This window comes from Pseudoduganella lurida (assembly GCF_007830455.1).
In the GTDB taxonomy this organism is placed as follows: domain Bacteria; phylum Pseudomonadota; class Gammaproteobacteria; order Burkholderiales; family Burkholderiaceae_D; genus Rugamonas; species Rugamonas lurida.
The window spans coordinates 45,667-59,682 of the sequence record NZ_VLLB01000013.1 but is presented as its reverse complement, the minus strand read 5'-3'; the positions used below and the strand labels follow the sequence as shown (position 1 = coordinate 59,682).

Annotated in this window: 11 protein-coding genes; 2 read left to right on the top strand and 9 right to left on the bottom strand. The window is 70.4% G+C overall.

Annotated elements, in window-relative coordinates:
• The first annotated feature begins 8 nt into the window (after positions 1-8).
• Complete coding sequence (locus tag IP91_RS24460) at positions 9-527, top strand: DUF805 domain-containing protein (RefSeq protein ID WP_158643200.1); 519 nt, start codon at positions 9-11, stop codon at positions 525-527.
• Between the two features lie 21 nt (positions 528-548).
• Here IP91_RS24460 and IP91_RS24455 read toward each other — a convergent pair whose 3' ends face one another.
• The 9 genes from IP91_RS24455 to kefC all read right to left on the bottom strand — a co-directional run bounded on the left by IP91_RS24455 (position 549) and on the right by kefC (position 12,979).
• Positions 549-1,871, bottom strand: coding sequence for a DUF58 domain-containing protein (locus tag IP91_RS24455; RefSeq protein ID WP_145652963.1), 1,323 nt, complete (start codon positions 1,869-1,871; stop codon positions 549-551).
• Positions 1,871-2,881, bottom strand: coding sequence for an AAA family ATPase (locus tag IP91_RS24450; RefSeq protein ID WP_145652961.1), 1,011 nt, complete (start codon positions 2,879-2,881; stop codon positions 1,871-1,873). The genes IP91_RS24455 and IP91_RS24450 overlap by 1 nt, the downstream gene beginning before the upstream one ends.
• Positions 2,871-4,163 (bottom strand): DUF4350 domain-containing protein, encoded by a 1,293-nt coding sequence (locus IP91_RS24445; RefSeq protein WP_145652959.1) that lies wholly within the window; start codon positions 4,161-4,163, stop codon positions 2,871-2,873. The genes IP91_RS24450 and IP91_RS24445 overlap by 11 nt, the downstream gene beginning before the upstream one ends.
• Positions 4,160-5,740: a DUF4175 domain-containing protein gene (locus IP91_RS24440; RefSeq protein ID WP_145652957.1), complete on the bottom strand. Its 1,581-nt coding sequence runs from the start codon at positions 5,738-5,740 to the stop codon at positions 4,160-4,162. Before IP91_RS24440 ends, IP91_RS24445 begins: the two co-directional genes overlap by 4 nt.
• Entirely contained in the window at positions 5,740-6,687 is a 948-nt protein-coding gene (locus IP91_RS24435) for a stage II sporulation protein M (protein WP_158643199.1), read from the bottom strand. The genes IP91_RS24440 and IP91_RS24435 overlap by 1 nt, the downstream gene beginning before the upstream one ends.
• Entirely contained in the window at positions 6,684-7,361 is a 678-nt protein-coding gene (locus IP91_RS24430) for an RDD family protein (protein ID WP_145652953.1), read from the bottom strand. The genes IP91_RS24435 and IP91_RS24430 overlap by 4 nt, the downstream gene beginning before the upstream one ends.
• Before the next feature lie 103 nt (positions 7,362-7,464).
• Complete coding sequence (locus tag IP91_RS24425; protein WP_229474934.1) at positions 7,465-9,267, bottom strand: hypothetical protein; 1,803 nt, start codon at positions 9,265-9,267, stop codon at positions 7,465-7,467.
• Between the two features lie 176 nt (positions 9,268-9,443).
• On the bottom strand, positions 9,444-11,099 hold the full coding sequence (locus tag IP91_RS24420) for a M28 family metallopeptidase (protein ID WP_145652951.1): 1,656 nt from the start codon (positions 11,097-11,099) through the stop codon (positions 9,444-9,446).
• A 101-nt stretch (positions 11,100-11,200) separates the two neighbouring features.
• Entirely contained in the window at positions 11,201-12,979 is a 1,779-nt protein-coding gene (gene kefC / locus IP91_RS24415) for a glutathione-regulated potassium-efflux system protein KefC (RefSeq protein WP_145652949.1), read from the bottom strand.
• Positions 12,980-13,373: 394 nt separating this feature from the next.
• Between kefC and IP91_RS24410 the strand changes: the two genes are divergently transcribed.
• On the top strand, positions 13,374-13,940 hold the full coding sequence (locus IP91_RS24410) for a DUF2058 domain-containing protein (RefSeq protein WP_145652947.1): 567 nt from the start codon (positions 13,374-13,376) through the stop codon (positions 13,938-13,940).
• The last annotated feature ends 76 nt before the right edge of the window (positions 13,941-14,016 follow it).

Here is a 14,016-nt window from a genome sequence, read left to right as displayed (position 1 = left end):
AAGCCGCCGTGACCAACCCTTACAGCCCGCCAGATGCCGCGTTCGACAGCCCCCTGTCCGCCACCCAGGAACCCACCGTGTTCGCCATCGATGGCCGGATCGGACGCCTGCGCTACCTGGCCTACTCGCTCGGCGGCGGCCTGCTGCTGCTGGCGCTGGGCGCGCTGCTCGGTGCCCTGCAGGGCGGTGCCGGCCTGATGTTCTGGATCTATACGATCCTGTCGCTGGTGGTGACGTTCGTGCTGGCACGCCGCCGCCTGCAGGACCTGGACCGCGGTGCCTGGTTCGGCCTGCTGCTGTTCATCCCGCTGGTGAACGTGCTTGCCGGCCTGTGGCTGCTGTTCGCCCGCGGCGACGAGGGCGCCAACAGCTATGGCCTGCCGCCCGGCCCGAACAGCCGCGGCGTGATGGTACTGGCCTGGATCCTGCCGGTCATCTTCGTGGTGGGCATCATGGCGGCCGTTGCGGTGCCTGCCTACCAGGGCTTCCTGAACGGCGCTCGCGCCGGCGCCGGCCAGTCGTTCTGATCCCCGGCGAATCCATCGGTTCTACAGCGCGCCGCTTTCCTTGATCGCCAGGTAGCGGTTCAGCAGCGCCACGCCGAGCCGCTGCGGCGTCACGTCCACGAAGCGTTCGTGGCGCAGTCCCAGGCGGCGGATCGCCGCCTCGCGCTGCTGCAGATAGTGTTCGGCAGCCGCCAGCCGCAGTGCCGACGGGAAGCCTGCTACCGGCTGGCGCGCGGCGTCGTCCACCGCGCTCTCGCGCAGGCTGGCGCACAGCACCAGGTGTTTTTCCGCCAGCAGGTCGCAGGCCGCGCGCAGGGCCAGGTCGTCCTCGTCGCGCACGTTGGTGATCAGCACCACGAAGGCGCGCCGCGGCAGCCGCTGCACCAGGTCGCTGGCGGCGCGCAGGTAGTCCGGCGCCACCTCGTCCGGCTGCACGTCGTACAGGCCGGCCAGCAGCCGGTCCAGGCCCGCGCGGCCCTTGGCCGGGGCCAGCCAGCGCACCCCGGCGGCCGATGCCGACCCGAACGTCAGCGCGCCCACGCCATCGCCCTGCTTGGCGGCCACGTAGGCCAGTGTCAGCAGCGCATGCAGCGCGTGGTCGAAGTGGCTGCCGCCGCCATCGTCCTCGCGCGCCAGCATGCGCCGCCCGGTGTCGAGCAGGAACACGATCTGCTGGTCGCGCTCGACCTGGTATTCGCGGCTGATGGGCTTGCGGTGCCGCGCCGTGGCCTTCCAGTCGATCGAGCGCAGGCTGTCGCCCTGGCGGTATTCGCGCAGCTGGCGGAAGTCCAGGCCTTCGCCGCGCTGGCGCTTGCGCAGCGCGCCGCTGGTCTGCACGCGGCGGTCGGTGGCGCGCAGCGCCTGGCCCAGGATCGCCGAGAAGTCGGGAAACACGCGCACCGCCGTTTCCGGACCGGTGCGCAGCGAACGCCGCCACAATCCGAGCGGGCTGGCGCTGCGCAGCCAGGCGGGGCCGAAGCGGGCATCGCCGCGGCTGACCGGCCGTACCCGATACGTCACGGCCACCCACGCGCCGGGCGCGATGCGCACCGTGTGCGGCAGGCCTTCCAGTTCCCAGTCGGCGGGATAATCGTCGAACAGTGCCAGCGTCAGCGGCCCGGCATCCTCGTTGTGGAGGGTAACGCGCACGGTCTGCCAGACACCGGCGGGCAGCACGCCCGCGACCTGCCGTTCGATGCGCAGTGCCAGCGGGCGGCGCGCCAGCAGGGCATCCGCCATGGCAGCCAGCAGCAGCATCCCGGCAGCCGCCCACCAGCCGGCCAGCAGGACGGGCCACAGGCCAGTCGCTATCCCGAGCGCCACCAGGGCGCCCAGCGCAGCCAGCAGGCGGCGTGCCGGCACCATCAGCCGCGCGGCGCCTGCGTGGCGTCGATCAGGCCCGCCAGCACATCGTCGCTGTCCAGGCCATCGAGTTCGGCTTCCGGCGCCAGCGCGATGCGGTGGCGCAGCACCGGCAGCGCAGCTTCCTTCACGTCATCCGGCAGGGCGTAATCGCGGCCCGCCATCAGCGCCAGCGCACGCGCCAGCCGCACCAGGGCGATGCTGCCGCGCGGGCCGGCCCCCACGGCGATGCCGGGCCAGTCGCGGCTGGCGCGCACGATGCGCACCGCATAGTCGGCCACGGCATCGTCGACACGCACGCGCGCCACCAGCTGCTGCAGCGTCAGCACGGTGGCGGGACGGATCAGCGCCGCCACGGCGTCCACTTCCAAGGCATCGCCGATGCGCTCGCGCGTGACGGCGCGCAGCATGGCCGTTTCCTCGTCCAGGCTCGGATAGCCGATGCGGATCTTGACGAGGAAGCGGTCCAGCTGCGCTTCCGGCAGCGGGTAGGTGCCTTCGCTCTCCAGCGGATTCTGCGTCGCCAGCACCATGAACGGCTGCGCCAGCGTGTGTGCCTCGCCCTCGATCGTCACCTGCCGCTCCTGCATCACCTCCAGCAGGGCGGACTGGGTCTTGGCCGGCGCGCGGTTGATCTCGTCCGCCAGCAGCAGGTGCGTGAACACGGGACCCTTGCGGATCGTGAAGCCCTGGTTCTTCAGGTCGAACACGGCGTGGCCCATCACGTCCGCCGGCATCAGGTCCGGCGTGAACTGGATGCGCGCGAAGTCGCCGGCGAAGGTGCGCGCCAGCGCCTTCACGAGCAGCGTCTTGCCCAGGCCCGGCACGCCTTCGAGCAGCACGTGGCCGCCGGCCAGGAAGCAGGCGAGGACGCCATCGACGACGGCGCGCTGGCCGATCACGGCGCGGCCGATCTCCTCGCGCAGCCGGCCGACGATGGCGATCGCCTGCGCCAGGCTGTCCGGCGGCAGGCCGGCGGATGCATCTTGGGGTATCGTCTGGTTATCGTTCATGGTGGGCTCGCAATCGTTGCAGGGTGGAGATCTGGCGGGTGAAGTCGGCGGCGCGGCGCGCCGGCTCGCCGTGCAGGGCGCGTTCCAGGTCGGCGCGGGGCAGGGCGGTGCGGTCGGCCAGCTGGCGCAGGCGCTCGGCGCGGTCGAGGTGCAGGAGTTCCGGTGCGTGCCGGCGCAGGCGCGCTTCCACGGCAGTGCGCACGGCGGCCAGCAGCAGGGCACGTCCGCCAGGCACGCTCCACAGCCAGCGGCCGCTGGCATCGACGTGTTCCAGCAGCGCGCGGCGTGGTTGACCGCTGCCGCCCGCCGGCGCGGGCAGCGTGGGACCGAAGCGGCGCGCGGCGGACCAGGCCCACAGCAGCACCAGCGCGGCGGCGGCGCACAGCGCGGGCCAGAAGCGCTCCCACAGTTCGCCGGTCCACGTCTGCCGTTGCCCGCTCTGCACGAAGGTCACCTGCGTGGCGGGGCCCGCCAGGCGTGCCAGCACCAGCAGCAGTTCGCCGTGGTCGTGCTGGCGCAGCACGTTGTGGCTGAAGTAGTCCTGCGCCACCAGCACCACGCGGCCGCGGCCTTCGGCGTACACCTGCACGCCCAGGCCGTAGGTATCGCCCCACAGCGGCCGGGTCCTGCCTTCCGGCTGCAGCACTTCGAACGGGCGGTCCAGTTCCAGCGGATAGCGGGTGCCGGGTGGGGTGACGCAGACGAGGCGCGACTGCGGCCGCACCGGGCGCTCCTCCGCATCTTCTTCCTTTTCTTCTTCTGCCTCTTCCTCTTCGTCTTCCTGGTCCTGCAGGGCGCGGCGCACCTCGCTTTCATCGGCGCGGCAGGTGTCGTCCTGGCGGGTGCGTGCCGCCAGTGCCACGCCGTAGCGGCCGCCGATCGGATCGGCGTCCGGATCGGCCGCCTTGCCGGGCAGGACGCCATCCTTCGGCGGTCGCGCGATCCAGGCCGGCTGCACCACCAGCGTATTGCCGCGCCGGACCCAGTCCAGCAGCGGGGCGGCCTGCTTGCGGTCGATGGCGGTGCGGGCCGGCAGCACCAGCATGCCGGCCGGCAGGCGTGCCAGCAGCCGCGAGCCGAGCACTTCTGCCGCGGCGACCGGATGGCCGTGCCGCTGCAGCAGGCGGGTGGCGGCCAGCCGCGGGTTGTCGCGCGCCGCTTCGGACTCTTCCGGCACGGCGCGCACGCGTTTTTCGAATGCCGCATGCCACAGCCACGTGGCGCCGGCCGCCAGCAGCACGGCGGCCAGGCAGGCCAGCAGCCATTTCAGGCGCGTACTCATGCGCTCTCCCGCACGGGGGCAGCGAAGCGGGCCTGCCAGGCATCGCAGACGGTGCCGATCCGGACATCGTCGGGCCAGCGGCCGCCGTAGGCACCCTGCAGCCACAGCGTCGTCACGTCGGCGGCGACCGCCAGCCGTGCTTCGCCCAGCCGCCCCGCGGCGCGTGCCTGGCGGGCCAGCCGCAGGCAGTCGCCCTCGGTGGCGCCGGGGTACAGGTGCAGGCCATCGTCGCTCGCCAGGCGCGACAGCGTGGCCCGGTACAGCAGCGCCAGCGCGGCGCGCTGCTGGCCGGCCTGCCACAGCTGGCGCACGGTCGCCGGCACATCGTCCGGCAGGCTGGCGGGGCGGATGTCCAGGCCGCCGACCTCCGTGGCCTGGAGCCGGGCCGCGCGTTTCGGCAGGCCGGGCAGCTGGTCGCGATAGCGGTACAGCAGCCAGGCGGCGGCCAGCACGGCGGTGGCGATCAGCGCGTATTTCAGGCCCCAGGCCAGCGCTGCCAGCCACAGCGCATAGGGTTGCAGGTCTGCTGCCGAGGGCGGTGGCTTCGTGTCGAACCCCCGCTTCCTCTGCCATGTTTCCGTGCAGCGGTAGCCGCGCAGGTCCGGCTCGGCGTAGAGGCCGTCGATCTCGCGGCGCAGCCGGGCCTGGGCCGCGTCATGATCGGGCCCGCGCTGCGGTTTCATCCAGGGGAAGGGCGGCGGGCACTGCAGCGTGTCCGCCGCCAGTGCGGGCGGTGGCGCGGCGGCCAGGCCAAGGCCGAGCGACAGCAGCAATGCCAGGGTGGTGGCCGCGCCGCGTGCCGGGCCACGGGGCCTGCCGGCCGGCGGTGGCTGCAGGCGCCGCAGCACCAGTTCGATGTCCCAGGCTTCCAGCGCCGCGCGGCGGTTCAGGTACAGCGTGAAGCAGCAGGCCACGTAGATGGGGCCGATCACGGCGCCGCCCAGCGTGACGCCGGCCGCGATCAGCACGCTGGCGCCGAACGAATCGGTGGTCAGCAGCGTCATGGCGTGCAGCGGGTTGGCATTCGGATTGTCCGGCATGAACAGGCTGGCGACGCCGATCACGCCCAGCAGCAGCACCGCCTCGAACAGGTAGCAGGCCGTACCGAACAGCCATGCGGCGCGGCCCGTGCCGCCGCGGGCCAGCAGGCGGCGCCGGCGCGTGGCCGGTGCGCCCCGCGCGCCTTCCAGCTGCCAGACGGGGTGGTGCAGTGCGCGGCCCGTCATGAACGGGCGCCACCAGGTGAGCATGCGGACCATGCCGCCGCGCAGTTCGCGCGGCCAGGCGCGCAAGGCGGCACGCCAGGTGGTGCGCTCGCCGAACACGCCGCGCGCCAGCACGTGCAGCGGCGCGCGTTCCAGTGCGGGCCGCAGCCACCACGGCACCAGCACCCACAGTTGCGCGTAGGCCGGGGCCAGCCAGGCCAGCAGCAGTGACAGCGCCACGGCGGGCAGCCACAGCGCCAGCCAGGCCAGCCACGCGTCGGCCGCATGGGCGCGCAGCAGCGCAAAACCCAGGTCGAGGGCCTGCGCGTGCGGGCGTGGCCGGAGGTCGATTTGCAGCCGCTCGATGCGCATCAGCCGCCTTTGCGTCCGGCGAATGCGAAGTACAGCAGCACGGCCAGCCAGCAGGCGGCCCCCACGCCGAATTTCACCCCGGCGGGGATGGCGGCATGGGCCGAGAAGAACGCCTCGATGAAGGCAGCCAGCAGCGTGAACAGCGCGGCACCGGCCACCACGGGGAACATGTGGCTTGCCATGGCCTGCAGCGCATCGCGACGGCTCAGGCGGCCCGGGGCGATCAGCGCCAGGCCCAGGCGGATGCCGGCCAGCGCGGACAGGAGCAGGCCCGTGATCTCCACGCTGGCATGCGTGATCACGAAGGACCAGAACGGGATACGGGTGGCGTCATTCATCGTGAGCCAGGCACCCACCACGCCCAGCTCGATGCCGTTGTAGACCAGGCTGGCCAGCGCCGGCACGCCGCCGAAGAAGCCGCCGGCGAACGTGCGGAAGCCGATCGAAATATTGTTCCACACGTAGTGGCCGAACATCAGCACGTCGCCCTCGTCGCCGCGGCCCAGCCGCATCGGGCCTGGCTGGTACATGCGCTCCATGCGATCGAGCTGGGCGGGCGCGCGGAACAGGAAGGCGCGCGCCGGCTCGTCCCACACCAGCAGGCCGACCAGCAGGCCGGTGCCCCAGAACGCCAGCAGTACCAGCAGCAGCAGGCGCCATTCGGCGCGCACGCGGCGCGGCAGGTCCACGCGCAGCCAGCCCAGCAAGGTGCCGGGCCGTTCCGCCGCGCTGCCGTACAGCAGGCGATGGCAGCGGTGCACGAGCTGGCGCAGCCAGGCCACCAGCGTGGGCGAATAGCCGCGCTGTTCGGCCAGCGCCAGCGTCTGGCACAGGCGGCGGTACAGGGCCGGCAGTTCCGTGCGCCGGCTGCCGTCGGTGCCGTCGACGATCGCGCCGATGCTGTCCCACAGGGCGCCGTGTTCGGCCTCGAAGCGCACCTGCTTCATCGGGCCAGCCCCGCCGCGATGCCGCGCAGGCGTTCCAGCGACGCGGCGCCGGTGCGGCCCGTGAGGGGTTCGGCCAGCGTGGCCAGTTCTTCCATGCGGTCGGCGGCCAGGGTCTTTTCGCGGGCGAACAGGTCCGCCACGGCGCTTTGCTGTACCGGCGTCAGGGGCCATGGCGGCGGCAGGGGCACCACGTCCGGCGCGGCGTCCATGCGCTTCAGCTTGCGGTCGCGGTAGATGACCACGGTGCCGGCGGCCAGGTCGCCCACGCGGCGAAAGCGCGTGTCGAACAGCATGCACAGCAGGCCGGTGGCATACAGGAGGGGGAGGAAATCGGCCGTCGACAACAGGTTGCGCAGTGCCGATTCGCGCCAGCCCACCGGCAGGCCGTTGTCACGCACCACTTCGATGCCGGCGATTTTCTTGCCGGGCGTGGCGCCATGCGAATAAACCTCGAACAATACCGGGTAGGCCCAATAGAAAAGGAATAAGGCGAGCAGGAAGACGCCGCGCGACAGTTTATCGTTGCCCAGCAGGGCCGAGAATGTCACCGCCGCGGTGACCCAGATCGCCATATCGAGTCCCCAGGCCAGTGCGCGAATGGCGGGGCCGGCGGGCGTCAATAATAATCGCACGCCCTCCGGCGTGGTCAGCGATATCCGGCCGTCGAGGCTCATGTAAATGGCGGAGAATTAAACTGATTCAATCATATAATAAGTTGGTGAAAATAAATATATAAGCCTGCCGTTCGCGATATTTAATCGGCGAGGCGTGGTTTATTCAAAGCAGGGACAGCGCCGGCGGTCCGCCCCGGCCCAGCCAGGTGGTGTCGAAACGCTGCTGCGCGGCGCTCAGTGCCGCCTCGTCGCCGCGCAGCCGGTAGACTTCCACCAGCCCGCGCAGGGCCCAGCCATTGCTCGGCGTGCGCACCAGCGAGGCGCGGAAGGTCTGCTCCGCCGCATCGAGCCGGCCGGCGCGCAGCTGCGCCGCACCGAGCGACTGGCGCACCGGGTAGTACCAGTACGGCGGCTCCGTGTACGGCAGCGTGTCCTGCACGTCCACCGCCTGCTGGTAGAAGCCGATGGCGGCCGGCAGGTCGCCGCGGGCATCGGCCAGCCGGCCGGCCGCCACGGCCTGCGCGGTGCGCACGATCTCGCGGCCCGGCACGTTCCAGTCGGTGACGGGCTTGAAGTCGGCCGTGCGTGCCAGTGCCGCCAGCGCCTGCAGTTCCCGTTCGCCTGCCGCCAGCGTGCCCTTGCGGGCATGGCCGACGGCGCGCGCGTAGTGCCACATCGCCTTCACCAGCACCAGGTCGTTGCCGGGATCGGGCAGCTGCAGCAGCACGTCCGGGCTGGAGAACTGCACGTGCGAGAAGTACGGCGCCGCCTTCACGGGCTGCATCATCGAAAATTCCTTCACCAGCGGCACCGGCAGCGCCTTGTCCAGCTTGGCCGCGGCCTCGAGCGCCGTGCGGCCGTCGCCGCCCATCAGCGCGGACACCATCACGAAGTGGATGTTGTGCGGATAGTAGGCGCCCTTGTAGACGGGATCGCTGTCGGCGCGCGCGAAGTAGGCTTCGTCGGCGGCGATCGCGGCCAGGTTCGATTGCAGCGCTTCCTTGTACAGGCCGACCCGGTAGTAAATGTGCGATGGCATGTGCACCAGGTGGCCCGCGCCGGGGATCTGCGCGGCCAGGCGGCGTGCCGGGGCCAGCGCCTTTTCCGGATGGGTGGAGGCTTCCATCGCATGGATGTAGTAATGCACGGCGCCCGGATGGTCGGGCCGGCGCTCCAGCACGCGCTCCAGCGCATCGACCATCTCGGCGGTGCGCGCCTTGGGCCGGGCGCCGCCCGCTTCCCAGTAGTCCCACGGCGACAGGTCCATCAGCGCTTCGGCGAACAGCACCTGCACCGTGTCATCGTTGGGGAACTGGCGCGCCGCGGCCGTCATGCCGGCGGCGTAGGCCTGGTCGAGCGCCTTGCGCTGTGCATCCGGGTCGGTAGCCGGTCGGGCATCGTAGCGCTGCGCCACGGCCCTGATCAGGGCCTGTTCCACGGGCGTGGCGGTGGCCGCCAGGCGGGCCGCCTGCTGCGCGGCCTCGGCGGCCGGTGCGATGGCGGCGGGGAACATCGGCGCATTGATGTTCGGGCCCAGCACCAGCGCCTCGCCCCACCAGCACATGGCGCAGGACGGATCGAGCGTGCGGGCGGCGCGGAAGGCGCGCGCCGCTTCGGCATGGTTGAAGGCGAAGGTGAGCCGCAGGCCCTGGTCGAAATAGGCCTGCGCTTGTGGCACTTTCGTCGTGACCGCCACGTGCAGCGTGCCGAGGTTGGTGTACAGCGGCGGCATGGCCTGCCGGTTGTCGGGGGCGGCGGCCGGGGCGGGGCGGAATGGCGCCGTTTCGGCCTGCGCCAGCACGAGGTGTTCGAGCAGGGGCGGGCGGCCGGGCCGGGCCGGTGCGCAGGTGGGGCCGCCGGACAGCAGCGGGTCGAACTGCGTGCGCCGCTCGGCCAGCGAGGGCGCCAGGACGGCCGCCGCAGCGGCCACGGCGGCAGCGGCCGCCACGATGATGTGCGCTTTCACGATTCCTCCTTGCCGCATCGGCGGCTGCTCGGACTTGGAGGTGGATCGGCGGCGCGGGTTCTGGGTTTGGTGGGGAAGTCTGCGCGGGATCAAGGCCCACGCAGGTGAGGTAGGGAACTAACGGCGGGACGGAGAGTTCGGTTGAACTCTGCCGTTCTGCTGTCGTGCCGAAACCCTTATTTGCGCTCGGCGGCGCTCTGGTCGCGGATGGCGCGGAATTCGGAGTCGCTGCCCCAGTTCGGCCAGGTGCCGGAATCGGCCAGGTCGCGGCCCAGGCCGTACAGCAGTTCCATGTCGCTGGCCAGGCCCGTGAAGGTCCAGTCCGCGCTCCATTCGTCGGCCGGCTGGTGGTAGCGGTCCTTCGTGTAGCCTTCCTCGTAGGCCTTGCCGGCCGCGCCGCCGCCCGTCACCCAGTCTTCACCGGAGCCGAACGAGATGGCCGGCACGCCCCGCTTGGCGAACGAGAAGTGGTCGGAGCGGAAGAAATGGCCCGCTTCCGGGGTCGGGTCCGGCGTGTAGGTCTGGTTGCGCGCCTTGGCCCTGGCGACCAGCTGGTCCAGCAGGTCCAGTTTCGCGCTGCCCGAGATCGTGTAGTCGCGGGCCGGGCCGCCCGGGCTCAGCGCGTCCATATTGATCACGCCGACCGTCTTGGCCAGCGGGTACAGGGGATTGGCGGCGTAGTACTCGGAGCCGAGCAGGCCTTTTTCTTCGGCCGTGACGGCCAGGAACGCCACGCTGCGCTGCGGTGCCGGGCCTTTCGCGTAGGCGCGGGCGATTTCCAGCAGCGCGGCGATGCCGGTGCCGTTGTCGACGGCGCCGTTGTAGATCCTGTCGCCTTTGGCATCCGGTTCGCCGATGCCCAGGTGGTCCCAGTGGCCGCTGTACATCACGAATTCGTCCGGCCGGGCGCTGCCCTTGACCAGCGCCGCCACGTTCTGCGACTTGATCACCTGCGCATCGACCGCGTAGCGGGCCGACAGCGTGACGCCCTTCAGCGCCACCGGCTGGAAGTCGCGGCCCTGCGCCGCTTTCTTCGCCGCGTCGAAATCGAGACCGGCGCGCTTGAACAGGTCCGCCGCCGCATCGCGCTGGATCCATGCTTCCACCGGCGCATGCGATTTCGCCGGTTCCTTGCGCACGATGTCGTACATGACGTTGGTGTTCGAATTCTTCACGGTCGCCCAGCCATACGAGGCCGGCGCCGTTTCATGCACGATCAGCGTGCCCACCGCGCCGCGGCGCGCCAGTTCCTCGAACTTGTAGGTCCAGCGGCCGTAATAGGTCATGGCCTTGCCGCCGAAATCGCCGCTGCCCGTTTCGAAGTCCGGATCGTTGATCAGCACCACGGCCAGCTTGCCCTTCAGGTCCTGGCCCTTGAAGTCGTCCCACTTGCGCTCGGGCGCGGTAACGCCGTAGCCGACGAACACCAGCGGCACGTTCTTCACGTCCACCAGCTTCTTGCCGTTCATCGCTGCACGGATGGCGATCTGCTGGCCCTGCGTCCAGGCCTGCTTGTCCTTGCCGGCCGTGACGCTGACCGTGACCGGGCCCTTGATCTCGAAGCGGCCCAGCGGCACGGCCTGGGTCCAGCCGCGCTGGCCGTTCACCACGTCGCCGCCCGGCTGCAGGCCGGCGGCCTTGAACTGTTCGACCAGGTAGTTCACCGTCTTCGTTTCGCCGGCCGTGTTCGGGCCGCGGCCCTCGAATGCGTCGGAGGCCAGCACCTTCACGTGCTGCGACAGGCGCTGCGGATCGAACTGCGGGGTGTCGGCATGGGCCGTGGACAGCGCGCCAAAGGCGGCCAGCAAGGTGGCGATGATGGTTTTCTTCACTCGTACTCTCCGGGGCAACAGTAAAACGCCAGTATCGTCCGAATGGTTGCCGAGGTAAAGGGCGCCCGGCGTCATGGCTGGTTGCGCAAGGCTTGCTGGGGTCAGGGCCTGGTCCGCTCGCGGCTGTTGAGCTGGAGGCGGTCGTGCTCGAACGACTGGGCCAGCTCCTGGCGCGCTTCGTCGGCGATCGAGATCATCCGCGATTCGTCGCGGTAGTGGGGGAACATCGCATCCACGGTGGCCAGGTTGTGCTCGCGGAAGCCGGCGCGGGCGCGTGCCGCCGTCTCCTTGTCCACGCCGAGCTGCTCCAGCGCGTGCTGGCCGATCAGCAGCGCCGATTCGAACGTTTCGCGCTCGATCACGTCGACGCCCCGTTCGCGCAGCTCGAACAGGTGCGTGAGATTGCGTGCGCGGCCGATCACCTTCAGGTGCGGGAAGTTTTCGCGCACCAGGTCCGCCAGGCGCAGGCTCGTCTCCATGTCGTCGATCGCGTTGATCAGCAGGACCGCCTTGTCGGCCTCCGCGGCGCGCAGCAGGTCCAGCCGCGTGGCGTCGCCGTAGAACACGCGCATGCCGAAGCGGCGCAGCATGTCGATCAGGTCCGGGTCGTTGTCCAGCACCGTCATGCGGATGCCGGAAGCCGACAGCAGGCGGCCGGCGATCTGGCCCACGCGGCCGAAGCCGGCGATGATCACGCGCGCGCCATCCGGATCGATGTCGTCCGCAGGCGGTGGTGCGGCCTTGTACAGATGGCGGCTGAGGCGCTCGCCGGCCGCCACGCACAGGGGCGTCAGCGCCATCGAGATGGCCACCACCAGCACCAGCGTTTCATGCCACGGTGCGCTCAGCACATCGACATCCTGCGCCACCGCCAGCACCACGAAGGCGAATTCGCTGCCCTGCGCGAGCAGGCCGGCGAACGGCCAGCGCTGCACTGCGGGCACAGGCAAGGCGCGCGCGGCAAGGCCCAGCAGCACCATCTTCAGCAGCACGTAGCCGATCGTCAGCGCGCCGATGCGCACCGGCGCATCGCCCAGCAGGCCGAAGTTGACCGACATGCCGACGGAGGTGAAGAACAGCCCGAGCAGCAGGCCCTTGAACGGCTCCAGGTCCGTCTCCAGCGCCTTGCGGTATTCCGAGCTGGCCAGCAGCACGCCGGCGAGAAAGGCGCCCAGGCCCATCGACAGGTCGGCCAGTTCCATCAGCTGCGCGATGCCCAGCACCAGCAGCAGCGCGAACGCCGTGAAGATCTCGCGCAGCCTGGTGCGCGCCACCAGCCGCAGCAGGGGGCGGATCGCGTAGCGGCCGACGACCAGCACGCAGACCACCGCGCCAACCGCCTTGAACCAGTTGAATTCACTTTCGCCGGCGCCGCCCAGCAGCGGTACCACCACCAGCAGCGGGATCGCGGCCATGTCCTGGAACAGCAGGATCGCGAAGGCGGCCTTGCCCGCCGGGGTGTTCTCGAGGTGCCGCTCGTTCATGTTCTGCACCGCGATGGCGGTGGAGGACAGGGCCAGCGCGATGCCGGCAACGAGGGCGCCCGTCCACGGCAGGCCGAGCAGGCGGCCCACCACGGCCAGCACAATGCCGCACGTGGCCATCTGCAGCGCGCCCCCGCCGATCACCAGCTTGCGCATCGCCATCAGCTTGGCCGGCTGCAGTTCCAGGCCGATCAGGAACAGCATCAGCACCACGCCGATTTCGGCCACGTGGCTGATCAGCTCCACGCGGTGGATCAGCGCCAGGCCCCAGGGCCCGATGATGGCGCCGCCGATCAGGTAGCCCAGCACGGAGCCGAGGCCCAGGCGCTGCGCCAGCGGCACCAGCAGCACGGCGGTCAGCAGGAAGACGATCGGGGTGAGCAGGAGTTCGGTCATGGGCGGCAGCGGTGAAGTGGAGTAGTCCGGTGTGGTCCGGTGTGGCCCGGCGTGAAGCCGGGAGCGCAGCCATGGCGGCCCGGTCGATTATAGCGAAGGCGGCGGCAGCTTTTCCTGCAAGGAAATCGACGGCCTTGCAGGGCGATGCCCGGCCGTGACCGTGGAGTAAACCGTCTGGAATCGCTGGGGAAATCGTCTGAAAATGGTCGGGTCAGGGAAATTCGCCCCTGGACCGAAAGGGCGGGTGCACATTTCAGACGATTTCCTGCACGGGCTGGTGGCGGGCAACCCGCAGGCTCGCCCCGGCGGTATTCCGGCGCCGGCCGATACCGGTTATGCTGCGCCTTGCGCGCCGGATGGCGCATCGAATGCTGATTTGGATGGAGTAGGGAACATGGTCTCGTTGAAGGAACAGATGCTCAAGGCGGGCCTGGTGGACAAGAAGAAGGTCGCCAAGGTCCACCAGGAACAAACCGCGCAGAAGAAGGAAGCCAAGCGTACCGGCACGGTGACGGTCGACGAGGCGCGCCAGGCGGCGCTCGAGATCCAGCGCAAGAATGCCGAACGGGCGCGCGAGCTGAACGCGCAGCGCGATGCGGCCGCGCAGCAGAAGGCGATCGCGGCGCAGATCACGCAGCTGATCACGCAGAACAAGCAGGCCAAGGACCAGGGCCGGGGCAAGGGCGGCCGGGGCAAGGATGAAACCTCCGCCTACAACTTCACGTACGGCACGAAGGTCGAGCGCATCTACGTGTCCGAAGTCGTGCGCGAGCACCTCGTCGCTGGCCGCCTGGTCATCGTCGCGCAGGGCGAACACTTCGAGCTGGTGCCCCGCATCGTGGCCGACAAGATCGCCGAGCGCAATGCCGGCATCGTCGTGCGCGTGACGAAGGCGGCCGAAACGCCAGTGGAAGACGATCCTTACGCGGACTACCAGATTCCGGACGACTTCAACTGGTGACGGAACTGGTGAAAAGCTGGTGACGGCAAGCGCCGGCCGCGTTCGGATCACTGGAACGCGGCCGGCGCAATCAGCG